Origin of the sequence: Variovorax sp. V116 (assembly GCF_041154435.1) — a bacterium.
Classification (GTDB): Bacteria; Pseudomonadota; Gammaproteobacteria; order Burkholderiales; family Burkholderiaceae_C; genus Variovorax; species Variovorax paradoxus.
The window spans coordinates 569,016-594,301 of sequence record NZ_AP028662.1; the positions used below are offsets into that span (position 1 = coordinate 569,016).

Genomic DNA, 25,286 nt, shown 5'->3' on the forward strand with positions numbered 1-25,286 from the left:
ACATACGGCCATGTCTGGGTGGTCGTGAAACCAGACAACTGTCTTGTTGGGCGGACGGTGGTGCGACTGTGTGGTCAACATGGCAAGCAGACGGCAGCCCGCGCTTACACTTGACGGACGCCATGACGCCCGATCTCGACTCCACTGACGCGCTCGACCCTGGCGGTGTGCTCCAGCTCGCCGCGCAGCGCATGTTTGCCACGTTTGCCGAAGCGGTGATGGGAATGATCGTGCTGGACCGAGAGCACCGCATCGTCTGGTTCAACGAGGGCTACCGACGCTTCATCGCGCTCGGGCCGTTCGCAGACTCCGGCGTCCTCGGCCGACGGATCGAGGAAGTCGTGCCCAACTCGCTCATGGGCAAGGTGATTGACACAGGCACACCTGTGGTCGTCGATCTGTTGACCAACCAGTATGGCGCCTTCCTCGTCAGCCGGCTGCCCCTGCGCAACGAGCAGGGCAACGTGATTGGCGGGGTGTCTCTGGTGCTCGCTGATCAGCCGGATGGGGCAATGCAGCCGCTGATCGGCAAGCTTGTCGATCTGCAGTGCGAACTCGAGGACACTCGGCGCCGACTGGCGGCCGAGCGGCGTCCGAAGTATTCCCTCGCAAGTTTCGTTGGCAGCAGTGCCGCGGTCGCAGAGGTGAAGCGCCAAGTGCGGCGCGTCGCTGTCACCGACACCACGGTGCTGCTTCTTGGCGAGACGGGCACGGGCAAGGAGCTTCTTGCGCATGCCGTGCACGCCGCGAGCCGGCGGTCCGCCGGTCGCTTCGTCAGTGTCAACATCGCCGCCATCCCAGACACGCTGCTAGAGGCCGAGTTCTTCGGCGTGGCGCCGGGGGCCTACACGGGTGCCGATCGCAAAGGGCGCGATGGCAAGTTCAAGTTGGCCGATGGCGGCACGCTGTTCCTCGACGAGATTGGCGACATGCCGATGGCACTGCAGAGCAAGCTGCTCCGGGTCTTGCAGGAGCAGGAGATCGAGCCTCTCGGCAGCAATCGCGTGGAGCGGGTCGATGTGCGCATCGTCTCCGCAACGAGCCGCGATCTCGAGGCGATGGTGGAGGACGGGCGTTTCCGCGCAGATCTCTACTACCGGCTCAACGTGATGCCGATCCGCCTGCCGCCGTTGCGCGAGCGGTTGGAAGACCTGCCGGACTTGGTGGACGCGTTGTCGGAAGACATCGCACGCCGGAGCGCGCTGGCACCGAGGGCGGTCGGACCCGATGCCATGGAGTTGTTGGCAAGCCGGCCGTGGCCGGGGAATGTGCGCGAGTTGCGCAACGTGCTGGAGCAGGCGTCGCTGATGACCGACGACCTCGTGCTCGAGGCAGCGCACTTCGTGCGGCTGCTTCAAGCGGCAGCCAAGCCGGGGCAGCCTGTGCCACGTGGACATGCTGGCGATGTCGTGCCGGGCAACGACTCCGCGCCTCCCGCCGTCTCCAGCGCATGCACTGGAGCAGCGGTCAAGCCGCTTCATCAGGCAATCGCGGAGGCGCAGGCTCAGAGCATTCATGTGGCCCTTGCCGCCACTAAGGGCAACAAGGCTGCCGCCGCGCGGCTGCTCGGCATCTCTCGTGCGGCGTTGTACGAGAAACTCGCGGCAGGGGGCGAGGCAGAAGGCACATGAACATTGCGCTGCAACTTTTCTTGCTCCTCGGTGGCCAATCTCGCCGGGTCTCGGTTGGCTCTTGGCTGGTAATTCGGGGCAGGCCATTGGCATTGGACGCGCCGAACTGATCCAACTCCGTGCTCGGGATTGCCAAGCACGTTTTCCCGTTTTGGACAGCGCCGCTTCCTCTTTCGAATATCGCCTGAGCCGACGCTTTTCCAGTATTTCCCTCAGACATTCGGTAAATGCTTCTGCCGGAGCTTATGCCGAGGTATATGGCCGCATGCATGGGCCAGTCGGAGCGGTGGCGCTGGTTCCGCACATGCTCGCCGCGTTCATTGCGCGGGATCGGGGGTTCAAGGCCTTCCGCAGCAGTGAACGTCGACGCGATACTTCGAGAGAGCGTCAGTTTCCTCCCGTCGAGACCGAAGCAACTTGAGTTTTGAATGCGAAGGACTACAGGTGTGGGAGGCGACCGCAATCTGTTTTGACGTGCCATGGCATGCAGGCCAGTTCCATTCACCCGGCGTGATCGAAAAAAGCCAGACGAAGGAACAGCTCAAAGACAAGGAGTGGGTGGATTGCATGCACGGCAAGATGCTGGCCCGTCGACAAGCCGGAGGAAATTTCCCATGTCGCACTGTTTCTCGCATCCGACGAAAGTTCATTCGTGACCAGCGTCGACATCAAGGTCGATGGTGTGACGTAATTCAGCCCATGATCTTCTGCACGCTGGAGCCCCGCAGCAACTCCGCGTCTCCACAACTCAGCGTGGCTTCCACGAAGACCAGAGTGGACGTCGCGCGTACAACGCGACCCCGTGCTTCAAGAAATTGCCCCTCGCGAGCCGCCGTGAGGAACTGTGTGTTGAGCTGAACCGTCACGCATGCGCGGCGGTCGACCGCTTCCCAGGCAACGGCGCTGACGACGTGGTCGAAGAGGGCGCAGAGCACGCCCCCGTGAACGAACCCGCCCGGGTTCAGATGGTCCGGCGTCGCGAGGATGCCGTAGGCCCATCCCTCTGCTTCCTTGCGGGTCCACAAGGGCCCCATGCGGTCCGCGAATCCGCGCAGCGCGCGCTGCCGCCAGCCGGCGTCCTGCAGCGCGGTGATCGCATCACCGGGAGCGCCCTGGGGCTCGGCGCCGGTCATGACAATGCCTTTGCCTCTCGCACCAGGTCCACCGTCAGCGACTTGGTGCGCTCGCTTGTCATCTGGTCCGCCACGCCGAGCGCGACCAGTGCGTGCGTCATGCGCTTCTGGGCGTCGAAGATCGGAACGGCAATCACCGTGATGCCGCTCATGTAATTGCCGCGGTCGATCGCGAATCCTTTGCGTTGCGCCGCACGCACTTCCTTCTTCCAGGTTTCAAGATCGGGAGGGTTCTCCCAGGCCAGGGTCTTGAAGCGGCGGGCCAACTCCGCATCCGACAGATCGGCGTAGGCAGAGACGAGCCGTCCCGTCGCGCTGGTGAGTGCGGGAAAGCGGCTGCCCACCTCCACATAGAGCCGAAAAGGGCCACGCGAGCGCGCCAGCGAAAGCACCACGAGGTCCTCGACCCCGGAGACCTTGACGCCGATCGTGGTGACGTTCCATGCCTCGGAGAGCCGATCGAGCGCGGCCTGGATGCGGGCCGGAAACGGATTGTTCTCGGCCACGCTGCGTGCCAGGGAGAGCACGCCGACGTCCAGGCTGTAGCGCTTCGTTCCCGGCTCGACCTTGACCATGCCTTCATCGACGAGCACACGCAGGATGTGCAGGCACGTGCTCGTCACCAGGTCGAGGCCTTCCGAAATCGATTTGAGCGTCAACGGCTCGGGGGATCTGGCCAGCAACTGGAGGATGGCCAGGGCGCGAGAAACCGCCGGCACGGGGCGTACGCGAGGCCCTTTGTTGGCAGGGGGAGGGACTGGAACAGCAGCAGGCATACGGTAGGAGGTCACGAGTTTTGCAAAGCATACGACGCTTTGCCGGATGCGCATTCCGCCTGAATCCACATGGCTTTCGCGGGGAGCACCCGATTCGTGATTGTCTATAGACAATTCATAGACGCTGTTGACAATTAATGGGCCGGCGCGCAAAGTCTCTTCATCAGCAAGCAAGACGAGAGACGGCAATGACGAACCTGACGCACTACACCTCCTACGCGGATGCGCAAGCCCACTGCAGCGCGGCGGGACTGTGGGAGCTTTTCGACGGCGATGCGCAGGTCATGAACATTGCGCACGAGTGCATCGATCGCCATGTCGATGCGGGCGAAGCCGTCGTGCTCGTCCGTGCGGCGGGCGACGACGAATCGATCAGCTTCCGGCAGATTTCCGAGGCCTCCTCGCGGTTCGCGCACTTTCTGGTCGAGGAGGGCGTCAAGGCGGGTGACCGCGTCGCCGTGATGCTCGAGCCGTCGCTGGCGTTCTACGTGGCGATCTTCGGCGCGATGAAGATGGGCGCCATCGCGGTCCCGATGTTCACGCTGTTCGGTCCGGACGGAATCCGCCTTCGGGTGCAGGACTGCAAGCCCCGCCTGGTCGTGACCAACGCCGAAAAGTCGGAAGTCGTTCCCGCCGGCGACGAGATGAAGGTGCTCGTGGCCGACGAGGCATTCCTCGATTCACTGGGCCGCTTCTCGTCCACCTTCGAGGTCCACACGCGAGCGGACGACCTTGCCATCTTTCAATACACCTCCGGGACCACGAGGGAGTTGCCCGATGCGGTCAAACACACGCATCGCGCCATCGTGACCCTGATGCTCGCGGCGCTGTATGGAACGGGCGTGAGGCCCGGCGATCGGTTCATGTGTCCGTCGTCGCCGGCGTGGGGCCACGGCCTCTGGCATGGGACTCTGGGGCCGCTCGCGATGGGTGTCACGATCGGCGCCTATGCCGGCAAGTTCAGTGGCGAGCGGCTGTTGCAGGCCCTGGAGGCGCATCGCTTCAACACCTTGTCGGCCGCGGCGACCCACTACCGGATGATGCGCAACTCGGGTGCGGCCGCGAAGCATCGCTACTTCCTCGAGAAGGTGTCCTTCACCGGCGAGCCGATCGACAGCGAAACCGCCGCATTCATCGAGGCGACCTTCGGCCACAAGGCCTGCAGCATGTACGGCACGACCGAGATCGGCGTGTGCCTTGTGTCCTACCCCGGCGCACCGGACTTTCCCGTCAAGGCGGGATCGCTCGGAAAGCCGATTCCGGGGCTTCGCGTCCAGGTGCAGGACGCTGACGGAAAGCCTTGCGCGCCCGGCGCGACCGGCGAACTGAAGCTCTGGCGCCGCGGCGAATGGGTGCCCACCAAGGACCTGGGCCGGGTCGACGAGGACGGCTACTTCTGGCACGGCGGCCGGGCCGACGACGTGATCATCTCGGCAGGCTGGACGATCGGCGCGGTCGAGGTCGAGGACGCCATCCTGAAGCACCCCGACGTCAAGGAGGCCGCGGCCATCGGCGTACCGGATGCGCTGCGCGGCCTGGTCGTCAAGGCGTTCGTCGTTTCGGATCGTCCCGCCGGAGAGAAATTCGTCGAGGAGATCCAGGACGCGGTCCGCACCCGCCTGAGCCAGCACGAATACCCGCGGCAGGTGAGCTTCGTCACGGAGCTGCCGAAGACGCCCGCCGGAAAGATCCACCGCAAAAAGCTGCGCGAGCAGGAAGCCGCCAGCGCCGCAACCAGTTCCTGACCCACCCCTTCATTCCATTCATTCAACAGGAGACGGCATGTCCACCACCACCGAAAGAACCTTCCCCAAGATCACCGAGAACGGCCTGGACGAGCTGCGCGAGCGCATCGGCCAGAAGATCGGCGCCACCGCCGAGCCGTGGTGCTATGAAGCGACGCGCGACAACATCCGGCACTACGCGCACGGCATCGGCGACGACAACCCGCTCTGGTGCGATCCCGACTACGCGGCAAAGTCGAAGTACGGCGGCATCATCGCGCTGCCGAGCTTCCTCTTCTCGACGAGCCGCATCGTTTCCGGTTATGTCGGCGGACTGCCGGGTGTGCATGCCATGTGGTCGGGCGCGGACTGGGAGTGGCACAAGCCCGTCCATCGCAACGACACGATCCGCACCGAGGCCTATCTCAAGGACCTGGTCGAGCATCAGACCAGGTTCGCCGGCCGCGCGGTCCAGCAGACCTACCACGTCGACTTCTTCAATCAGCATGGCGACAAGGTCGCCGAGGCGGACAGCTGGTGCTTCCGCACCGAGCGGGACCACGCCCGCGAGCAGGGAAGCAAGTACAAGGAGGTGCGTGCGAAAGCGCCGCGCCGCTACACGACCGAAGAAATCCAGGAGGCCTACAAACTCTACGCCAAGGAGGAGGTGCGGGGCAGCACGACGCGCTACTGGGAGGACGTGAAGGAGGGCGAGGCGCTGCCGACCATGTTCAAGGGACCGATGACCGTCACGGGCTTCATCGCGTATGCGCAGGGATGGGGCGGCCTGTACATCCGCGCGAACAAGCTGGCGTGGAAGCTGATCGACGCGCATCCGGGCGTGGGCATCACGAATCGCTTCGGCATTCCGGACGTGCCGGAGCGCGTGCACTGGGAAGAGGACTTCGCACTGGAAGTCGGCGCGCCCGGTGCCTACGACTACGGTCCCGAACGCACCTCGTGGCTCACGCACCACCTGACCAACTGGGCCGGCGACGACGGCTTCCTGCGCAAGGCGCACTGCAAGATCCGCCGCCACAACCCCGAGGGCGACATGCTGTTCATCAAGGGGCACGTCAAGCGCAAGTTCGTCGAGAACGGGCGCCACCTGGTGGAGATTTCGCAGGAAGCCCACAACCAGGACGACGAGCTTTCCGTGCTCGGCTCCGGCGTGGTCGAGCTGCCCACGCGCGGCTGAGCCATCGCACCCCGCACGGGGTGCCCATTGATTAGCAACCGGGATCGCCCCGGCGGCTGGCTCACGCCAGTTCACCGCGGCGGTGCCTCTCGAGATCGGCCATGCCAAATTCGTCCAAGCGAAGTGCCCCTGGGCACGGCGCGCTCGCCGGGCTGCGCGTCATCGACCTGTCGAGGGTCCTGGCTGGACCCTTGTGCACCCAGATCCTTTCGGACCATGGCGCCGAGGTGATCAAGATCGAACCGCCCTCGGGCGACGAGACGCGCACGCTCGGCCCGCCGTTCGACGAAGAAGGCGACGCGGCCTACTTCACGGCGGTGAACCGCGGCAAGCGCGGCATGGCCATGAACCTGGCCCACCCCGAAGGCCGCGAGACGCTGCTGCATCTGCTGCAGGATGCCGACGTGCTGGTGGAGAACTTCATCCCCGGCACCATGCAGCGGTGGGGTTTGGACTTCGAGGATGAGTTGAAGCCGCGCTTTCCCGGCCTGATCTACTGCTCGATCTCCGGTTTCGGCGCAGACGGTCCACTGGGCGGATTGCCGGGCTACGACGCGGTGCTGCAGGCGATGTGCGGCATCATGAGCGTCAACGGCGATCCGTCGTCGGGGCCGACGCGCATGGGCATTCCGATCGTCGATCACCTGACGGGCTACAGCGCCCTCACGGGCATCCTGCTGGCGCTGCACCACCGCGATCGAACGGGCTGCGGACAACGCGTGGAAGCCACGCTCTTCGACACCGCTCTGAGCTTGCTGGTGCCGCACGCGGCGAACTGGATGTACTCCGACCAGGTTCCGGGCTTGCTGGGCAGCGCGCATCCGAACATCGCTCCCTACGACAAGTTCCAGTGCCAGGACGGACTGGTCTTTCTCGGAATTCTCAACGACCGCCAGTTCGCGAAGTTCTGCAGCGTCGTGCAGCTCGACGAGCTGATCGACGACCCACGATTTGCGAGCAACGCCGCGAGGCTGCAACACCGCGATGAGCTGCGAAGCCGCATCGAGCTTGTACTTTCAGGATGGCCGAGAGAGTCGGTGTGCAGCACGCTCATGCGAAGCGGCGTGCCAGTAGGGCCGGTGCACACGGTGCTCGAGGCCTTCTCGCAACCGCACGCCGTGCACCGTGGCATGCAGGTGAAGCTCGAGGGTTACCAGGGCATCGGCGTTCCGGTTCGCCTCTCGCAAACACCCGGCCGGCCGACCGGGCCTCCCCCACGCTTCGGACAACACGCGCGAGAGGTCCTCGGTGAAGCGGGACTCGATGAAGGACACATCAACCACTTGCAGGAGACCGGCGTCTGCCCGTAAGCAGTGCCTCGAGACAGGGCGGACAGCCCGCACAACAATATCTGGAGACTATGTCATGAAGCGCATCACTGGAATCTTGCTGGCCCTGCTGGCGTTCTCGAGCCATTCTGCCTTGGCTCAGACCTATCCCACGAAGCCGATACGCATCGTCGTTCCGTACCAGGCCGGGCAGGGGACCGACGTCGCAACGCGCTATCTGGCCGAGCATCTCGGCCGTGCGCTGGGGCAGCCTCTGGTCGTGGAGAACCGTGCGGGCGCGGGCGGCAACATCGGCGCCGCGGAAGCCGCGCGGGCCGCCCCCGATGGCTACACCCTGCTCATGGGGACCAATGGCACGCATGTGCTGAATCAGTTCCTCTATCCCTCGATGCCATTCGATCCGGTCAAGGACTTCGAGCCGGTGGCATTGATCAGCACGTTCCCCATGGTGATTCTTGCGAACCCCAACGCGCCGTACAAGACCATGGCGGATCTGCTGGCCGATGCAAAGGCGCGGCCTGATGCAATCAATGTCGGGCTCCCGAGCACGACTTCGCGCCTGGTTCAGGAACTCATCCAGAAGCAAAGCGGCGCCCTGATGCGGGCGGTGCCGTACAAAGGCTCTGGCACTTCGATGACCGATCTCATGGGCGGACAGGTGCTGGTGGCCATCGATACGGCGAGCGCGGCGCGGCCCTTTGTTGCCACTGGCAAGCTGAAGGCATTGGCGGTGACCTCCCTCAAGGAGTCGGCGCTTCTGCCGGGTATCCAGCCCGCAACGGCCCAGGGGCTGGAGGGATTCCAGGTGGTCGCTTGGAACGGGCTCTATGCGCCTCGTGGGACGCCTGCCGCCATTGTTCAGAAGCTCAACGCAGAGATTGCAAAGATCCTGGCACTGCCCGAGGCGCGGCAGCGTCTCCTGGAACTCGGTCACGAAGCTGCGGGCGGCGCGCCCGACAGCCTGGACCGCTTCGCCCGCAGCGAGCGCGACAAGTGGGGTCCTCTGATCAAGAGTGCCGGGATGAAGCTCGAGTGAAGCTCGTGTTTGATTGACGAGGCAATGGGCCAGCTGATCACAAGGCACCCAAGCGGTGGATGACGATCGACAGGTATACCTTGCCGGTCGGATCCGGAACTCTGCTTTCAAACCAAAAGAAGCACTCGGGCAGAACTCGAGTCTTCCGGCCCTTTTGGTTGGTAGCGAGCGTCGTTTCTGGGTTGCGATTCGCCCTGCGCGATCCTCTTGCGTCCGGCGCTCTCGACGCCGCGTCCAGGGCTGGAGACAGCGGTGGCTGAGAGAGGTGCAAGCGCTCCGCGGCCGGCCCAGGTGCCGTTCCGCAGCAGCAACGAAGTAGGTCAAACGGCGCAGATCCATAGCGCACCTCGTCGCCGTCAAGAACATCGATATCCGCGCGCAGCAGTCCGATTCTTTGGCTGGCGCTCACGGAGGCCATAGGGCGGCCAACGCAGCCGCTGAAACTCTGTTCTTGAGAGACAAAAAGAAAACCGGTCTGCGCAAGCGGAGCGGCATGCCTCACGGGGGCATCGTTTCTACAGCAGTGCACGTTGGAGACGAGTCTTGCCGCATGATTTTCCCGACTCTCTTCGGCCTGGTAGCCGAGGATGGACTCGGCATCTGGGCAATGACCTTGTCCAAAGCATGGAGCTCGGCGTCGAACTGAATCCCGCGCGCCGCCAGATTCAACCGCTAAACCATCTCGCAGGACCTGTCACTAGCCATGGAAAGAACACCAGCACGAACATCACGATGAATTCCGCGAGCATGAAGGGGAGCACTCCTTTGGTGACTTCGTCCAGCTTCATCCGGCCGACTCCCGCCACCACATTCAGTACCGTACCCACCGGTGGCGTGATCAGGCCAATGGCATTGTTCATGATGAAGAGAACACCGAAGTAGATCGGGTCGATGCCCGCGGCCTTGATGACGGGCATCAGCACGGGCGTGAGAATGAGGACGGTAGGGATCATGTCCATCGCCGTTCCGACCAACATGACCAGCACCATGATGGCGATCAGCAGCATGGTCTGATTGCTCATGAAGGGCTTCAGCAGATCCACCGTCTGCGCCGGGATATCGGCGACGGTGATGAGCCAGGCCGACACCATGGCGGCCGCAGTCAGGAACATGATCACCGCCGTGGTTTTCGCGGCACTTGCGAACACCCCATACAGTTGCTTCAGCGAAAGTTCACGGTACACCAACGTCGACACCAGCAGCGCATATACGGCGGCAACGACAGCCGCCTCCGTCGGCGTGAAGACACCGAACTTCAAACCCACGATGACGATGATCGGCAGCACCAGCGCCCAGGTGGACTCCTTCAGCGCTTGAATGCGCTCTGGCCAGGTTGCCTTAGGCGGCGGAACAATGTCCTCCTTGCTGGCCACCAGATACCACGTGATGGCGATGCCCAGTCCCATCAGCAGTCCCGGCACGATGCCGGCCAGGAACAATTTGGAGATCGATACGTTGGCCGCAACGCCGAAGATCACAAAGCCAATGGATGGCGGAATGATCGGGGCGATGATGCCTGCGGATGCAATGAGCCCGCCTGCGCGGCCCTTGTCATGACCCGCCCGTACCATCATCGGGAGCAGCAGCGCAGCCAGCGCCGCGGTGTCTGCCACGGCCGAGCCCGACAGCGCCGCCATGATGCACGCGGCGACGATGGCCACGTAGCCAAGACCGCCGCGTCGATGACCGACGAGCTGGAGCGCCAGGTTGACGATGCGTCGGGAAAGACCCCCCACATTCATGATCTCGCCCGCAAGCATGAAGAAGGGAACGGCCAGCAGCGGGAACGAATCGGCGCCATTGATGACGTTCTGGGCCAGGATCTGCGCGTCGAAGATGCCCAGGTGCCACATCAGGGCCACGCCAGAGAGCAGCAGGGCGTAGGCGATCGGGACGCCCAGTGCCATCACGCCGAGCAGCGAGCCGATGAAGATGAAAATGGTCATGTCGTAGGTCTCCGCGCGGTCATTGCTTCTTGATGGTCTGATTCGGATCGAGGTGCAACGCTTCAAGCTGGGCCAGCTCTTCGCTTTCCTGGCTCATGCTCAGGTCAGCTTCAGTGGCGGTGCCCGAGACGATCAGCCAGAGCTGCATGAGCAGCAGGAGCGCGCTGCAGCCCGCGAAGACCAGACCGGATCCGTAGAAGAGTGCCATCGAGGCGCCCGACACGGGTGCCAGTACCTCGCGATTGATGACGACCTGGTCCCAACTGCCCGAGAACAACAGCCAGGTGGCATAAAGCATCATCACGTGCGCAACCACCGCGAACACCTTCTTCCCCACCAGCGGCAGGCGCGACACCAGCATGTCGGTTCCCAGATGCCCGTGCTCCTTCAGGGCAACGACAGCACCCAGGAAGACCATCCAGACGAACAGCCACCTCGAGACTTCTTCGCTCACTGCGATGCCCGAGTTCAGCGCGTATCGCAGCACGACATTGCCGAACACCAGGATCACCATCAGTGCAAGCAAGATGACCAACAGTGTTTCGAAGAGACGGCACAAAGTGTCGATGAGTCTGTTCACGATGGGGCTCCCGTCGATCACTTGCGCAGCTTGGCCAGTTCGGTGTGGGCTTCCTTGACCAGCGCTTCGCCCACCACACCGGCATACTTGTCGACGACCGGTTTGGCCTTCTCGCGCAGCTTGGCCCGTTCGGCCGGCGGCACGTCATTCACGACCATGCCGTTCTTGGCGAGCACCGCCAGTGCTTGGGAGGTGTACTCCGGAATCTTTTTTCGCTGGAACTCCTTCGCTTCCGTCGCGGCCTGGGTGATCAGCGCCCTTTCGTCGGCATTGAACCGATCCCAGCTCTTTCCGCTGACGAGCAGAACGATGTAGTTGTACATGTGCGCTGTCAGCGACATGTACTTCTGCACTTCGTACGCTTTCATGCTCGAGGCGATCAGCGCGGTATTGGTCATTCCGTCGATGGCCTTCTGCTCCATCGCGTTGTAAACCTCCGTGAAGGACATGGCCACCGGATTGGCGCCGAGTGCGCCCATCAGGTCGACGTACACAGGGCTTTGGATCACACGCAGCTTCAGCCCTTGGACGTCATCCGCCTTGTTGATGGGCCGTTTGCTGTTGTGGAGATGCCGGAACCCGAAGGCCGAGATCGGCATGCCGACCACGCCCTTGGCAGCGAGCTTGTCGAACATCTGCTTGCCCACGGGCCCATCGATGAGGCTCGACGCTTCCTTGTCGTTGTCGAGCAGGAACGGGAAATCGAGCAGGCCGAATTCCTTAACGACGCCGACGAGCGCATTGGTACCCATCACGCTCATGTCGATGGTGCCGCCCTGCAAGGAGGAGATCAACTGGACGTCACCTCCCAAGGTGCCGTTGGGGAACACCTTGATCTCGATCTTGCCGCCGCTCTTTTGCTTTACCAGTTCGACGAACTTGTCGACGCCGTTGAGGGCGCCCGTGTCGGCGGCCGTGACGAATGAAAGCTTGACCTTGTGCTCCCTGATCTGCGCTTGCGCATGGCTCGCTACCAGGACCAGGCCACAGGAAAGTGCGGCTGCGATCCCTTTGAGAATCGACCGCGTTGAACTCGTTTTTTGTGTACGAATGACCATCATTGTCTCCGGTGCGTTAAGTGCTTGGATTGATCTATGGATGCGGTACGGCCGGCACGCGCGGTGCGCAGGAATGCGCCTGGAAGAAGCCCGTCGTGTGCTTGGCCGCCGACTTGGCGCGCTCAAGCTTTGAGAGACCGGCTTCGGTCGCAACGGGTGTCTCGATGACCAGCTGGAGGCCGGCCGGGAGCAGATCGAGTATCTGTTGCAGCGGTATCGCGCCTTCGCCGAGATGCAGCCGGGAGCCGCGTGCTTCCGTGGCCAGCTTCTCCGGTGGCAAGGGCGCCGCCAGGCAGTCGGACAACTGCGCGTAGGCGATTCTTTCCACCGGTATCTGAAGCAGATCGGACGTCGCCGCACCGGCACGGAAGAAGTGCAGGACGTCCAAGATCAGGCCGGCATTCGCGCGTCCCGCCGCCTCGATCATCTCTAAAGCATCTCGCCAAGTCTGGATGTCCCGGTACATCATGAATTCGACGCCGACGGTGAGTCCAAATTGGGCGGCCTCGTCGCACAGGCGTCCGAACAGTTCGGTGCGCTGTTCTCGCGACAGGAAGGTCGCGTTGTCCGCGAACTCCGTGCCGATTGAAGAGATGTGCGTCGCGCCGAGTTCGGCCCCGAGTTCCAGCGCGGGCCTGAAGCGCTCCATATCGGTTTGCGGGGACAGAACGAAGGCCTCTACGTCGAAGACGCCGACACCTGTGTCCTTGCAAGCGGCCTTGATCTCTCGGATCACATCGGGCCGACCGATGACTTCATGCTGCAGCGGCTGTGCAGTCGCGGTCATGAGCAGCAAGCCGACCTTGCCGAAGCCCGCACCGGCTGCCGCGCGAATCAGTTCGACTGGCGGGGTGCGGCCGACCGTGAGGTTGGCCAGAGAGATGTCGCTAAGTTGGGCTTCTTTGATCATGGCTGATGGGAGCGTTGGGGGGACTGCGCGAGCCTGGCTCGTTCGGAGTGGCACCTGCGTATATCAATAGGTTGCTCGCCCGCCGGTCAGGTCGAAGGTGAAGCCGGTCGTGAAGCTGCAATCCGCGCTCGCGATCCACGCGACCATCGCCGCGAGCTCCTCGATCTCCATGAGCCGCCGCATCGGAATCTTCGCCTTGATCGATGCAATGAAGTCGGGCGTCATCTGCTTGAGCAGGTCGGTCTCGGCCATCGTCGGCGCCACGCAGTTGACCAGCACACCGGATTGCGCGAGCTCCTTCGAGATCGATTTCGTATAGGCAATCACGCCACCCTTGGCTGCGGCATAGGCGCTTCCATTCGGATTACCCTCTTTGCCGGCGACCGACGCGACGTTGACGATGCGGCCATAGCCGTTCGCGATCAAGTGCGGTATCGCCGTGCGACAGCAGTTGAAGACCCCGGTCAGGTCGATATCGAGCACGCGCTGCCACTGGTCGACGGGGTACTCCCACGTGGGGGCGATGGGGCCGTTGATGCCCGCGTTGTTGATCAGGATGTCGACGCGCCCGGCCGCCAACCGGGCCTCGTTGAACGCCTTCGCCACGGACGGCAGGTCGGCCACATTGACCTGCTGCATCAACAAAGGTTCGAAGCCGGCCTGGGATGTGGCGAAGTTCTCGAAATCCAGATCCCACAGGATGATCCTGCGTCCTTCCGAGGCCAATCGCTTGGCGATGCCGAGCCCGAGCCCGCGGGCGCCACCGGTGACGATGGCGGTCTGAATTGGATGATTTGTCGTGCTCACTGGCTGTTCCTGATGCTGTGTTGCGAAAATTCGAAGCCCGCTGCGTGGCGGCCCGCGATGTATCCGAAGGTCATGGCCGGGCCGAGATTGATGCCGCCGGATGGGTAGTGGCCGCCCATCACGCTGGCCATGTCCGTCCCCACGGCGTACAGGCCGGCGATCGGCCGGTCGCTTCGGTCGAGCACCTGGGCCGCGCCATTCGTCTTGAGGCCGGCGAAGGTTCCGAAACTGCCGGGCAGCACTTTCACGGCATAAAAGGGTCCTTGCTCGATCGGTGCCACGCACGGGTTCGGCCCCGCGTATCGCGGGTCCCCCTGCTTGCGGTTGTAGGGCGTGGAGCCACGGCCGAACTCCGGGTCGTCGCCCCGGCGCGCGTGCCGGTTGTAGCGACCAACGGTTTCGACCAGGCCCGCGGCGTCGATGCCGCAGCGCTCGGCAAGGTCCTCGAGGGTGTCGGCTCGCTGGAGATAGCCGCTTCGGATGGAAGGTCCGACAGGAATCGGGAATGGGCGTGCATGGCCGAGGCCATAGCGCCTCTGGAAGCGGTGATCGCAAATCAGCCACGACGCGACCTCCTGACCTTCGGGCGCTTTCGCGACCATGGCAGCGGTGTAGTCGTAGTAGCCATCGGCTTCGTTCACGAATCGTTTGCCATCCGACAGCACGCCAATCAGCCCAGGCTTGGCCCGATCAATGATGTGCGGGAAGTGCCCGACGCTGCCATCGCCATGTCGAACCCGTGAGACCGGCGCCCAGGCCACGGGTGAAGCGAGATCCGTCACCAGGCACCCGCCTGCCGATTCGCCGAGGCTGATGCCGTCACCGGCGCATCCTGTGGGCGGCAACGCGAGATGCTCTTCGCCGGTCGGTGTGCGAGGGAACAGCGACCTGCGGCGGTTCGCGTCATGGGGGAATCCGCCTGCCGCCAGGACCACGCCTTGGGCCGCGCGAATTTCGATATCGCCTCGTGCCGACGCCACGATGGCACCGCGCACTGCGCGGTCTCCACGATCAAGCGCTTTGCAGGCGCCAACTCGATGAGTGTCACGCCCAGTTTTTCGGCGGACTTCGCCAGCCGGCCGATGAGTGCGACGCCATTGACCAATTGCATCGCACGTCCATACAGCGCCAAGTCCATCAGGTGCCGGATGAAGCGCCTGCTCACGTGGAGCAGCGACTTCAGCGAGCGTGTCATGTTCAGGAAGGCCGCGAGGTCGGCGCCCGCCATGATCGGCATGCCCATGAACGAGGTTTCGCGCATTGTCTTGCGCAGGCGCTGCACGAATGGACCGAGTTCGCGGCCGTCGTATGGCGCGGCGATGACTTGGTGGCCTTGTGTGCCGGCGCCTGCCACGTTCCCGTGGATATCGGGAATGGCGTTCCCATCGACGAACTGCAGGTCGGTGTGTTCCTCGAAAAAGGCGACCATGCGCGGGCAGTTGTCGAGGAACGCATCGATCCGCGCAGCGTCATATCGCGCGCCCAGTTCATTCCGGAGATAGGTTCGCGGCTGCTGCGGGTCTTCATGGATACCAGCACGCTGGGCGAGTGGATTGCCAGGAACCCACATCCAACCACCCGACCACGCCGTGGCACCGCCGAAGACGGCTTCCTTTTCCACCACCACCACCTTGAGGCCATGCCACGCGGCTGTCACGGCTGCCGCCAAGCCTGACGCTCCGGAGCCGACCACGAGCAGGTCGCACTGCAGCGACGCGGCTTCGCCGCGCGTCTCGCTTGCCCTGGGCTCCGACATTCGTGTCTCCTGTTCTTGCAACGACCCACCGTCGTCGCGAGAGCAGAATTTAGTGATCCGGCGGCGAAATCTCGCCTATCCGCCACCTGCCGAAAGATAGGTTGGATGCCCCGTGGCGGGTAAACACCTACAGGAGCTTCGACTGGCGCGCCTTGGCAATTGCCTGGGCACGGTTGCGCACGCCGAGCTTCTCGAAGATCTGGCTGACGTGCCACTTGGCCGTACCCAACGTGATCACGAGCTGCGTCGCGATCTGTTGATTGGCAAGGCCTTGACTGACCAGGCGTAGCACCTCGAGCTGGGTCCCGGTGAGTCCTGCCGTATTCGCCTCGACAACGTCTTCGTCCGCCGGCTGGCGGAACTGTTCGAGCAGGCCGCTGACAAACGCTGGCGCAGCGCTGCTCACTTGGCGCAGCAGTCCGGCCAATGCGGCATCCCCGTCGAGGAAAGGGCGAACATAGCCGCCCGAAGCGGCCAACGACACGGCCCTCTCGAGATGTTCGAGCGTTGCGCCTCGGCCGCCGTTGGCGCGATGCCCCAACGCCTGTAGCACATGGACCGTGACGAGCAGGCCGGCTTGCCCTTGGCTGCGACATGACACCTCGACCGTGCCGAGTATGCGGAGCGCGGCAAGCGCATGGTTGCTCGCGAGCAGCAAGCGAGCGTGCAGGAGTTGTCCTTCGACCGATGACTCGACCGCGCCGCGAATCTCCTCGAAGGTCTGGTTCGCCGCGGCGACGTTGCCCTCGCGAAGCTGCAGGTCTGCGATGGCGATGCGCACCATGCGCTGGCGCCGTGGATTGCGCGAGCGATCCGCCAGATCCTGGGCCGCCGCCAATGCATTCCACGCCTGCTCGCGCGCACCGCGTGCATGGTGGACCTTGGCGAGAGCACACTCTCCGGCCAGCGTGTGGTACAGGTTGCCAAGCTGCCCGCACAGCGCGACACCCGCCTCAAGCAGCTCGACCGCCTCCTGCAATTCGTTTCGTTCATATGCCAGCATGCCCATCGGTATCAGGATGAGGCCGCTGATGGGCGCCTGCGCTTCGTCGGAAGGCGAACAGCGCTCCAGCGACGTGCGGCAGAGCAGCTGCGCTTCGCGCAGTTGGCCCTGTGCGCTCATCAACGGTGCGAGATGGGCCAGCGCGTCAAGCGCGGTCATGCGATGCCCGAAGGCCCATCCCAGCTCAAGCGCTTGCCGCAGCATTTCGGTGGCTGGCTTCGGCAGGCCGGTGCGAAGCAGACCCAACCCCTGGTAGAAAAGCGCCCAAACCCGGAAGAACGAGGTGCTGCTTCCCAACTGATCCAGCGCTTGGCGCGACAGCTCGATCGCGCGGGCCGGGTTGTCCGACGTGATCGCGAGAAAGGCCTGGAGTGCAAACAGGATGCCCTTGTGTTCCTGGGAGCTTTCCGCCACATTCGGCGCGCCAGTTAGAGCGTAGTACTCCTCGGCTTCTACGGTGCGGCCGCTCATGAACAGAAGCCACGCCTGATACCCGGCAAGGTCCTGATGCTGACGCACAAGGGATGCCGGCAGCATGTCGAGCCATGCCAGCAGCGTGGGCAACTCGCCACGGGCGAGCATGTCCTCCACGAGACTGCGAAAGAGCCGCACTGCATCCGCGTCGCTGCGGGCCGCGAGCGCGTGCTTGATCGCGTCCTTTCCCATCCCGTGAGATTCGAACCACGCGCTGGCTCGACGGTGCAACTCGATCCTCTCCGACTCGGCAAGGCCTTCGCGAAGAAAGTCCGCCAAGAGCTGGTGATACCGGAACCAGCGGCCCTGGTCATCCAGCCGCCGCAAGAAAAGGTTCGCGCGCTCCACCCGGACCAGCATTTGCCGGCTGTCGGTGCGCTCGGTAACCGCATCGCAAAGATCGGCAGAGAAGCGATCGAGGATGCAGGTTTTTCGCAGGAAGTCCTGCAGATCCTGAGGCTGCTGGCGCATGACCTCGGCTGCCAGGTAGTCGATCACATGCCTGTGCTCACCACTGAATGCAGCGGCGACCTGTGCCAGGTTCACCGCCCCGTGCGACTGCATGTGCCGCTGCAGCGATAGCGCAGCGATCTGAAGCCCCGCCACCCAGCCTTCGGTACGTGCTGCAAGCGTCCGAGCCGATTCGGCATCGAGTGTCAGCCCCATGCTCCGGGCGAAGAATGCCATCGCTTCGTCCGGCGTGAATCGCAACTGGTCGACTCCGACGTCGGCAACCCATTGCCGCGTACGCCATCGGGAAAGCGGCCATTGCGGATCCTTGCGAGTCGCGACGATCAGACGCAAATGCTCTGGCAGGTGCTCGACGAGAAACGTCAGCGCCGCATCGAGTTCTGGGTTGTCGATCGCTTGGTAGTCGTCGAGCACCAGTACCACTGGATGGTCCAGTTCGGTGAGATCGTCCAGCAACGATGCCATCCGGTCCTTCGGGCTCGGCGAGCCTGCCCCGGAGAGGGGGGCCGTCGCCGAGCATCCCACCTCGACGCTGGCACCTTGCAAGGCAGCTCTCAGATAGTCGAAGAAGCGCACCGGGTCGCTGTCGTCCTCGTCCAGGCCGAGCCACGCCACGGCAGGTCGATCCACGGCTTCGTTGACCCAGGTCGAAAGCAATGTGGTCTTGCCGAATCCCGCTGGAGCGCAGAGAAGCGTCAACGGCTGCTTCAGTGATCCGGCCATCAAATCAAGCAGGCGCGGACGCGACAAGCTCATCGGCTGCGCAGGCGGCAGTGCAAGCTTTGCCTTCAACAAGAGAGTTTGACCTGGGGTTCGCATTCCGTTTCGAAGTCCGGGCTCGCGCCATGGGCCTCGCCAACTGCGGCATTTGCACTTGGGCTGCGCAATCTGGCTTGACTGCGTGGGTATCGACCGTTGTACTTGAGCTTACAGCACGATTGCTCTACCAGGGCCCGCTTGGGAGGATGCTTGGTGGCCGCTCGGAGGAGATCGTGTGGCCGCGCACTTGGCAAGCGGCCGTACTGCAAAAGCGCATCCGCCGATGCCTACCTTGCGTCGGGACATTGGTCGAATCGGACCGAAGGGTAGAGCCCGCGGCGTGCAGGGTGGAGTTGGGGTACTGCGGAGCTTTGGAGGGACGGCAAGAACCTCTCGTTTGCAAGCGCTTCCTTATTCTGAATCAGGGACGCGGTCGTGGCAGTACAGATGAACGGCGAGATGGTCGATTGACCGGTACTTTTGCGCGCGTTGAAGATCAGCTTGACAGCATCGCCCCACTGAATCCTATGCTTCTGAACCGGCTGCTGAAGCGACGGCTGTCAGATGCTCCAGCAAGCTGGCGACCGAGCTGTTGACCGAACGGTCTCGCCTAACGCAGACGAGCATTTTTCTCTCCGCCCAATCTTCGGGAAGTGGCCGCACAACCAGCCCCATTCCTTCCCCCATGGTCCTTGCCGCTTGAAATGGCAAAAGTCCGATGCCAAGTCCGGCCTTAACCATTTTGCATACCGCCTCAAAGCTGCGAACCTGTATACGCAGCTGCAGCATCTTTTCCGCCACGACCGCTTGTTCAGCCAGCAGTCGCATCATGGAAGATCCACCCTCTAGAGCGATGATGTCATGATCGAGAACCTCCAGGAAACGAAAACCTTCCCTTAGGGCTAGCGCGTGACGAGCAGGCATCACGACTGCAAGTCGATCCGTTCGGTAGGGAAAAACATCTAGCCCTTCGACCCGAATTCCTTCCACAACGATGCCGATGTCAGCATCTGCCGCAAGCAGCGCCTTCACGATCTCAGCACTCCATCGCTCCTCGACCACCAGTCGAACATCGGGGTGAGCGCGAGCGTAGTCGGACAGATCATCCGGCAGTGACTCCGTCATCGCAGACGTGTTGGCCAATATGCGCAGGGCACCACGACGCCCCGCAGCAAAGTCGCTCATTTCTCCCTGCATCTGGTTCATTAAAACCAGCATGACTTTGGCATGAACCAGCAAGGCTGTGCCAGCCGGGGTGAGCTCCACCCCTCTTGGCGACCGCTCCAGCAAGGCTGTCTTGAATCGATGCTCCAACAATGCAATTCGTCGACTCGCCGCGGCTAACCCTATGTGATAAGCATCGGCAGCCTTGGTCAAGCTGCGTTGTTCAGCAGCGAGTACGAACAAGGCGATGGAGTCAATGTCTGGAAGCATGTTCGGAAATGAGGCGGTCGATCTCGAGAGAGGCAATATCGCCCAGGCCAGGAAAGCGGCGGGCAGAGTGCGTCCATCTCGGTTCCCACCGAGGTCTGAACGGCCACATCGGTGAACTCGAAGGACGCTTTGCCTGGGGTAGCGCGCGTGACTGCGCGTGGTTCATCAATGGCTGCACGCGGGCCATCGACAATCATTTCGTGGACTCCTGCTCCCTGGGGGAAAGTGTAGGAGTGAGGGTGAATGTCGACAAATGATCTGTTGCGACACATCCATGCGAAATTGGTATGGCCCGGCTTGGCGCCAGCACCGAGTCCTGTAACGATGCGGTGCCCACGGACAAGCCCATGACATGGCGCGAGAACAAATCGCCCGGCTCAGAAACATCAGCCCTCGTGAGTGCGGATCTCGGTGATGTTCGTGGCCCAGGATTGGTTGGAATCGCTGAAGATGAAGCGCGGCTGCAGTGGCCTGGGGCAACATCCGCCGGCTTGGCGCCACGACTTGATAGACCGAGGCCTCCTCGTGGCCTCAGGTTTGAGGCTCAGCGGTGCTGGAAACCCGGGCTATTCACGTCAACCCCGAAGCGACTCGAACAAAAGAGCGATAGCCACCGGAAAAATGGGTGGCTATCGCGACGGTGATGTCCGATCAAAGACGGTACACGCGCCGGGCGTTGTCGTGAAACAGCTTCCGCTGATCGGTCTCAGACATGCCTTCCACCAGTTCGAAGAAGGCCTCATAGATGCGATCGAAGCTCGAGTAGATCTTGTCGACCGGGAAATTCGACGCGAACATGCAGCGGTCAACCCCGAAAATTTCGATGGTCGCAAGGACGAATGGCCGGATGCTGGCAACCGTCCAGTCCGGATCGACCATTCCCAACCCCGAGATCTTGGCGTTGACATTCGGGTTTGCAGCAAGCGCCTGCATGCCGTCATGCCACGCTTGAATGCCAGCTGGATCACGGTCCAAAGGCATGCCGGTGTGGTTCAGTACGATGGTCGTCCCCTGATGGGCCCGCGCCACCTTCGCCGCATCTGGCATTTGGTGAGGATAGAGCTGAAGATCAAAGGAAAAGGAATACTTCTCCAGGAGATCAAAGCCGTGCAGCCACTTGGGATCCGTCAACAGATCGTTTCGTTCGACAAAGCTGTACTTTGAGTTCGGATGCCAGTTGAGGATTTGGCGAATCCCCCGCACTGCCTTGCTCTCGGCATGAGCTGCCAGGACCTCATCGACATTGTCGTCCTCGAGGTTGGCGTGCGCGACGATGGCGGTCGGAGATCCGGTTTCGTCCTTCATCTTTTGAAGCCACCGCGTCTCGGCCAGGATGTCTGACGAGAGCGCATCGAGATGCACGTCCTTCACAACGTTCCAACGCTTGGAGTCTTCCTTGTAGTCTGCAAGCGAATAGGATTTCATGATCGACCTCAGACTGCCAGCGATGGGCGCGACAGGCTCACCAGGTTGACAGAGCCAAGGATAGGAATAGTTCTCCAGGTCCCACAGGTGATGATGCGGGTCGATGATCGCCTTAGTTGCCACGTTCAACTCCTTTTATCTAGGTTGCCGAGAATGATCGTCAGCCGGCAACGTAGCCCCCATCGACCATCAGAATGTGCCCTGTGATGAAGGCAGCGTTGTCGCTCGCGAGGAAGATCAAAGCCTTGGCCACTTCGTCCGGCTCAGCCCAACGCTTCATGGGGTGGGCATCCTTCACGGCCTTCGCGCCGGCTTCCGGATCCGGCAGGCCAGCGAGGTAGCGGGTGAGGAAAGGCGTGTTGATCGCGCCCGGACCGACGGCATTTACACGAATGCCGTTACCGGCGTATTCCACCGCCAGCTGGCGGACAAACTGGAGGACGGCTCCCTTGGAAGCGCAGTAGGCGGCTTGTGACGGCAAGCCGACCACACTGGAGATCGAACCTGTCGCCGTGATGGAGCCCTTGCCTGCCTTGAGCATGTTCGGCAGCGCACGCTTAGCGCAAAGGAAGAATGACTTGGCGTTGCCAGTCATCACTGCGTCCCACTCTTCTTCCGAAGTTTCGTGCAGAGCCTTGCCGATCATATAGCCGGCGTTATTGATCAGCGACTCAATAGGGCCAAACTCGGCTTCGCCGGCGCTGAATATTTTCTCAACGTCGGCGCTCTTGGAGACATCACCCACCGTAGTCATTATCTTGGCATTCGGAAATTCCTTAGCCAATTCGTGCACGTTGTCGGCGATATCGGTCGCCACAACCTTCGCGCCCTCTTCGGTGAGTTGTTTGACGATTTCACGGCCGACACCGCCGGCGGCGCCGGTCACCAAAAAGACGCGATCTTTCAGTACGTTGTTCAATTTAGGTCTCCAAAGGTGAAATTAGGAGGCCGATCGTACTGATTGGCTTTAGCAACAGCTAGACGCAATTCGATTTGGTTGCCATAGGCGGATCCTATGTAGTATTTCCCCTCAGCGGCCGGCGGAAAAGGCTACCGTGCAGGAGCCGTTCTGCAAGTCAGCGATTTACTACGGCGTAGGGTAAACCATTAGGGCTGGCCATCGGTTGGGCTGCAAACGGAGGTGCCAGCTGCTCGGAGGAATGCCACTCGGCCAATTCAGAATGCCTATGGGTGTCAGTTGAAAAGTCGCATTGCGGCCCATTTGTGAGTGGCCATACCATGACAGCAGGAGACAGGGCGGGTTACTGGGAAGTGCGGCGCCAGCCTCTGACCAGAGATCGAGAAGCTGTGGCGGAGACAAGATTGCGCCACTTCTGTCTGTGTGCCAGGAAGCAATGAATTAGAACTGACCGGCTGACGGGCGGACTATTTCATTGCACTGGTTATAGTAACTTGGCAAGAATTAGCTATGAATATTACGGCAAATAGTCGAGGGACCGTGGATGCGGTCATCGTGGGCTCTGGTCCCAGCGGTGCAGTCGCTGCAATGCATCTGGCGAAAGCGGGAATGTCGGTGGTTTGCCTAGAACAAGGCGAGTACCCGAACTACACGTCGATTAATTTTGACGAGAGCACTTTCGAGTTGAAGCGTGACCAAGTATTCAACTGGAATCCAAATCGCCGAATGAACAGCGCAGACTATCCGATCAACGACACTGAATCCGACGTGGCCCCCTTTATGTGGAACGGTGTCGGTGGCAGTTCCGTGATCTATGCAGCCGCGTGGCACCGCTTTCAGCCCAGCAATTTTCGAGTCAAGACTTTGGACGGCGTAGCAGAAGACTGGCCGCTCACTTACGAGGATCTGGCTCCTTATTACACCCAAGCCGAGCTTCAGTTCTCCGTGTCCGGTGTCGGCGGAGATCCTTCGTATCCGCCTTTCGACCCACCTCTGCCGCCCATGCCGATGAGCGACTTGACCAAAAAGATGTTTGCAGCGCACAAGCGACTGGGTTGGCACATCTGGCCAGGTACCAATGCGATCGCCACCGTAAAGAACAACGGGTTGACCCCTTGTGTGCGCCGCGGCGCCTGCATGGCGCCGGCGTGCTTCGATGGTGCAAAGGCGTCGACGGACCGCACTCACTGGCCGACCAACATCAAGCTTGGCGTGAAGTTGATCCAGCGAGCTCGCGTTTCTCGCGTCGAGACAGACGCGCAGGGCATGGCCACTGGCGTTACTTACATTGACCGGGAAAGTGGCAAAGAACATTTCCAGTCCGCACGGATTGTCATTCTGGCCGCCAACGGAATCGGAACACCGCGCATCTTGCTCAACTCGCACAGCGCACGGTTCCAGACCGGTTTAGCAAACAGTTCGGACATGGTGGGCCGCAATCTGATGATGCATCCGCATGGGATGGTGATGGGCCTTTTCGACGACTTCTTCGACAGCTGGCAAGGCCCGACCGGTCAGCGCGCCTATTCGCAACAGTTCACGGAAACTCAGCCTGACGTCGGTTTCTATCGAGGGGCGAAGTGGCAGCTCATGGGTACGGGCGGGCCACTCAGCCAGATTGGTGTCTGGCCGTGGGGCAAGCCGGCCGGCTGGGGCGAAGAGTTCCACAAGACGGTTTCGCAACGCTTCGGCCACTCGGGCATGTGGTCGATCATCGGAGAAGACCTGCCGAACCCAGAAAATCGTGTGCTCCTTGATTCGACACTCAAAGACGCTGATGGCATTCCCGCCCCGAAGGTCGTCTACCGTTGCGACGAGAACTCGAAGAAGCTGGTCGCATGGCACGAAGAACACGCGGCAATGTCGTTCAAGGAAGCCGGAGCCTATGAGGTCGTCAAGGCTCCCGATTCGCGGGAAACCGGCTGGCACATCCTCGGGGCAGCACGCATGGGTACCGATCCGATGACCTCAGTCGTCGACGCTTGGAACCGTGCACACGATGTGCCCAACCTGTTCGTTGTCGATGGCAGTGTGATGCCGACTTCAGGTCCGGTGAATCCAACTGGCACCGTAGCGGCTCTGGCTTTGCGCGCAGCCGACGGTATCGTCAAGAACCGCCGCACCCAAGTGGTGTCGGGCCATAGCAAGTAAGGCAGGGGCACAGAATCATGCAGATCAACTACAAAGATATTGAAGCACAACTGTCTTGGATGTGCGATGCGATGATCCCAGGCAGTGCCGAACTCGACATGCCGTCGGCGAGCAAACTTGAATTGATCACTAAGCTGCTGCCGCGCGCGCTTGAGGCGCGACCCGACCTGGCCCCGAAGTTCTATGAGACTGTTGCGTCGCTCCCCGCCGAAACCCCCGCCGATCCGCTCAAGGTGATCAACGCAGTCCCTGTCGCACAGATGGAAATTGTCGGCCGCTTTATTGCCGGCGCCTACTTGACAGCCAGCGAGGTGACGACCGCGCTGCGTTTCCCCGGTTTCCAAGCGCTTTATGAGAACGTCGACTACGACGAGATCATGGAAGCGATCGAACCAATCATTGAACGAGGGCCCTGCTACGTGATCGTGTAGCGGGTACCCCCACTGCTTTGACCCTGGGGACCGGTTTCCCGGGCGATTGCGGTCTGTTTCTCGCTTTCTGGAAGCCGCCCACAGCGCGTCCGCGAAGCGGTCTTGAACGCCACACCTCGGCAGACCGAGTGCCCTGCCAAGCCATTGGCGGGCCGTTTCCCAATTGCGGTTCATGGCGCCACGAACGCATCGAACCCATCGAACTGCTCCTGCTCCTGCTCCTGCTCCTGCTCCTGCGTCAGCTACAAGGGGGCCGTGACGCCCGCTTCCTGCGGTGGTCAGGGTGCAGACCGTCGACGCCCGCCTACATCTCTTGCATCTGGCACCTCGCACCTGGCAACTTCTCAAAGCGGATCCACGGTTATGCAGTTCCTC

The 25,286-nt window shown here is 62.1% G+C and carries 20 protein-coding genes and 1 pseudogene; 9 read left to right on the top strand and 12 right to left on the bottom strand.

Annotated features, from left to right (window positions below; genetic code table 11):
* Positions 1-122: 122 nt before the first annotated feature.
* From ACAM58_RS28680 to ACAM58_RS28690, 3 genes are all read left to right on the top strand, one after another.
* Positions 123-1,631 (top strand): sigma-54-dependent Fis family transcriptional regulator, encoded by a 1,509-nt coding sequence (locus ACAM58_RS28680; protein WP_062365371.1) that lies wholly within the window; start codon positions 123-125, stop codon positions 1,629-1,631.
* The gene (locus ACAM58_RS28685; RefSeq protein WP_081247550.1) at positions 1,516-2,052 is read left to right on the top strand and encodes a DUF2274 domain-containing protein; all 537 of its coding nucleotides are present in this window, start codon (positions 1,516-1,518) and stop codon (positions 2,050-2,052) included. The genes ACAM58_RS28680 and ACAM58_RS28685 overlap by 116 nt, the downstream gene beginning before the upstream one ends.
* A gap of 141 nt (positions 2,053-2,193) precedes the next feature.
* Positions 2,194-2,322, top strand: coding sequence for an SDR family oxidoreductase (locus ACAM58_RS28690; protein WP_155736615.1), 129 nt, complete (start codon positions 2,194-2,196; stop codon positions 2,320-2,322).
* A gap of 1 nt (position 2,323) precedes the next feature.
* Here ACAM58_RS28690 and ACAM58_RS28695 read toward each other — a convergent pair whose 3' ends face one another.
* Together ACAM58_RS28695 and ACAM58_RS28700 are read right to left on the bottom strand one after the other, a co-directional pair.
* On the bottom strand, positions 2,324-2,764 hold the full coding sequence (locus tag ACAM58_RS28695) for a PaaI family thioesterase (RefSeq protein ID WP_369665002.1): 441 nt from the start codon (positions 2,762-2,764) through the stop codon (positions 2,324-2,326).
* Positions 2,761-3,483, bottom strand: a complete 723-nt coding sequence (locus ACAM58_RS28700) for an IclR family transcriptional regulator (protein ID WP_259347611.1) — start codon at positions 3,481-3,483, stop codon at positions 2,761-2,763. Before ACAM58_RS28700 ends, ACAM58_RS28695 begins: the two co-directional genes overlap by 4 nt.
* 245 nt (positions 3,484-3,728) lie before the next feature.
* On the opposite strand from ACAM58_RS28700, the gene ACAM58_RS28705 reads away from it, so the two are divergent.
* The 4 genes from ACAM58_RS28705 to ACAM58_RS28720 all read left to right on the top strand — a co-directional run bounded on the left by ACAM58_RS28705 (position 3,729) and on the right by ACAM58_RS28720 (position 8,787).
* Positions 3,729-5,285, top strand: coding sequence for an acyl-CoA synthetase (locus ACAM58_RS28705; RefSeq protein WP_369665103.1), 1,557 nt, complete (start codon positions 3,729-3,731; stop codon positions 5,283-5,285).
* Between the two features lie 37 nt (positions 5,286-5,322).
* Positions 5,323-6,462, top strand: coding sequence for a MaoC family dehydratase N-terminal domain-containing protein (locus ACAM58_RS28710; protein WP_369665003.1), 1,140 nt, complete (start codon positions 5,323-5,325; stop codon positions 6,460-6,462).
* A 101-nt stretch (positions 6,463-6,563) separates the two neighbouring features.
* Positions 6,564-7,772 (top strand): CaiB/BaiF CoA transferase family protein, encoded by a 1,209-nt coding sequence (locus ACAM58_RS28715; protein WP_369665004.1) that lies wholly within the window; start codon positions 6,564-6,566, stop codon positions 7,770-7,772.
* A gap of 55 nt (positions 7,773-7,827) precedes the next feature.
* Positions 7,828-8,787 (top strand): Bug family tripartite tricarboxylate transporter substrate binding protein, encoded by a 960-nt coding sequence (locus ACAM58_RS28720; RefSeq protein WP_369665005.1) that lies wholly within the window; start codon positions 7,828-7,830, stop codon positions 8,785-8,787.
* Positions 8,788-9,452: 665 nt separating this feature from the next.
* On the opposite strand, the gene ACAM58_RS28725 is transcribed toward ACAM58_RS28720, so the two are convergent.
* From ACAM58_RS28725 to ACAM58_RS28770, 10 genes and pseudogenes are all read right to left on the bottom strand, one after another.
* Positions 9,453-10,733: a TRAP transporter large permease subunit gene (locus tag ACAM58_RS28725; RefSeq protein ID WP_062364735.1), complete on the bottom strand. Its 1,281-nt coding sequence runs from the start codon at positions 10,731-10,733 to the stop codon at positions 9,453-9,455.
* Between the two features lie 19 nt (positions 10,734-10,752).
* Entirely contained in the window at positions 10,753-11,313 is a 561-nt protein-coding gene (locus ACAM58_RS28730; RefSeq protein WP_062365370.1) for a TRAP transporter small permease, read from the bottom strand.
* 17 nt (positions 11,314-11,330) lie between these two features.
* Positions 11,331-12,374 (bottom strand): DctP family TRAP transporter solute-binding subunit, encoded by a 1,044-nt coding sequence (locus ACAM58_RS28735; RefSeq protein ID WP_369665006.1) that lies wholly within the window; start codon positions 12,372-12,374, stop codon positions 11,331-11,333.
* A 31-nt stretch (positions 12,375-12,405) separates the two neighbouring features.
* Positions 12,406-13,281 carry a sugar phosphate isomerase/epimerase family protein gene (locus tag ACAM58_RS28740; protein WP_369665007.1) on the bottom strand — a complete coding sequence of 292 codons (876 nt, stop codon included), beginning with the start codon at positions 13,279-13,281 and terminating at the stop codon, positions 12,406-12,408.
* Between the two features lie 63 nt (positions 13,282-13,344).
* Positions 13,345-14,088, bottom strand: a complete 744-nt coding sequence (locus tag ACAM58_RS28745; protein WP_369665008.1) for an SDR family NAD(P)-dependent oxidoreductase — start codon at positions 14,086-14,088, stop codon at positions 13,345-13,347.
* Positions 14,085-15,844, bottom strand: a pseudogene (locus ACAM58_RS28750) (FAD-dependent oxidoreductase). Before ACAM58_RS28750 ends, ACAM58_RS28745 begins: the two are co-directional and overlap by 4 nt.
* Positions 15,845-15,971: 127 nt before the next feature.
* The gene (locus ACAM58_RS28755; protein ID WP_369665009.1) at positions 15,972-18,587 is read right to left on the bottom strand and encodes a LuxR C-terminal-related transcriptional regulator; all 2,616 of its coding nucleotides are present in this window, start codon (positions 18,585-18,587) and stop codon (positions 15,972-15,974) included.
* 489 nt (positions 18,588-19,076) lie between these two features.
* Positions 19,077-19,985: a LysR family transcriptional regulator gene (locus tag ACAM58_RS28760; RefSeq protein ID WP_369665010.1), complete on the bottom strand. Its 909-nt coding sequence runs from the start codon at positions 19,983-19,985 to the stop codon at positions 19,077-19,079.
* A gap of 651 nt (positions 19,986-20,636) precedes the next feature.
* Positions 20,637-21,533, bottom strand: coding sequence for an amidohydrolase (locus tag ACAM58_RS28765; RefSeq protein ID WP_369665011.1), 897 nt, complete (start codon positions 21,531-21,533; stop codon positions 20,637-20,639).
* Between the two features lie 37 nt (positions 21,534-21,570).
* Positions 21,571-22,329: an SDR family NAD(P)-dependent oxidoreductase gene (locus ACAM58_RS28770; RefSeq protein ID WP_369665012.1), complete on the bottom strand. Its 759-nt coding sequence runs from the start codon at positions 22,327-22,329 to the stop codon at positions 21,571-21,573.
* 510 nt (positions 22,330-22,839) lie between these two features.
* Between ACAM58_RS28770 and ACAM58_RS28775 the strand changes: the two genes are divergently transcribed.
* Positions 22,840-24,480 carry a GMC family oxidoreductase gene (locus tag ACAM58_RS28775; RefSeq protein WP_369665013.1) on the top strand — a complete coding sequence of 547 codons (1,641 nt, stop codon included), beginning with the start codon at positions 22,840-22,842 and terminating at the stop codon, positions 24,478-24,480.
* 17 nt (positions 24,481-24,497) lie between these two features.
* Positions 24,498-24,911, top strand: a complete 414-nt coding sequence (locus ACAM58_RS28780; RefSeq protein ID WP_369665014.1) for a hypothetical protein — start codon at positions 24,498-24,500, stop codon at positions 24,909-24,911.
* Positions 24,912-25,286: the final 375 nt, after the last annotated feature.

Bases quoted from the DNA above. Each gene is read 5' to 3' on its own strand.
- ACAM58_RS28680 (WP_062365371.1), top strand. From the start codon at position 123: ATGACGCCCGATCTCGACTCCACTGACGCGCTCGACCCTGGCGGTGTG.
- ACAM58_RS28685 (WP_081247550.1), top strand. From the start codon at position 1,516: ATGTGGCCCTTGCCGCCACTAAGGGCAACAAGGCTGCCGCCGCGCGGC.
- ACAM58_RS28695 (WP_369665002.1), bottom strand. From the start codon at position 2,764: ATGACCGGCGCCGAGCCCCAGGGCGCTCCCGGTGATGCGATCACCGCG.
- ACAM58_RS28705 (WP_369665103.1), top strand. From the start codon at position 3,729: ATGACGAACCTGACGCACTACACCTCCTACGCGGATGCGCAAGCCCAC.
- ACAM58_RS28710 (WP_369665003.1), top strand. From the start codon at position 5,323: ATGTCCACCACCACCGAAAGAACCTTCCCCAAGATCACCGAGAACGGC.
- ACAM58_RS28715 (WP_369665004.1), top strand. From the start codon at position 6,564: ATGCCAAATTCGTCCAAGCGAAGTGCCCCTGGGCACGGCGCGCTCGCC.
- ACAM58_RS28720 (WP_369665005.1), top strand. From the start codon at position 7,828: ATGAAGCGCATCACTGGAATCTTGCTGGCCCTGCTGGCGTTCTCGAGC.
- ACAM58_RS28725 (WP_062364735.1), bottom strand. From the start codon at position 10,733: ATGACCATTTTCATCTTCATCGGCTCGCTGCTCGGCGTGATGGCACTG.
- ACAM58_RS28735 (WP_369665006.1), bottom strand. From the start codon at position 12,374: ATGATGGTCATTCGTACACAAAAAACGAGTTCAACGCGGTCGATTCTC.
- ACAM58_RS28740 (WP_369665007.1), bottom strand. From the start codon at position 13,281: ATGATCAAAGAAGCCCAACTTAGCGACATCTCTCTGGCCAACCTCACG.
- ACAM58_RS28760 (WP_369665010.1), bottom strand. From the start codon at position 19,985: ATGCTTCCAGACATTGACTCCATCGCCTTGTTCGTACTCGCTGCTGAA.
- ACAM58_RS28775 (WP_369665013.1), top strand. From the start codon at position 22,840: ATGAATATTACGGCAAATAGTCGAGGGACCGTGGATGCGGTCATCGTG.
- ACAM58_RS28780 (WP_369665014.1), top strand. From the start codon at position 24,498: ATGCAGATCAACTACAAAGATATTGAAGCACAACTGTCTTGGATGTGC.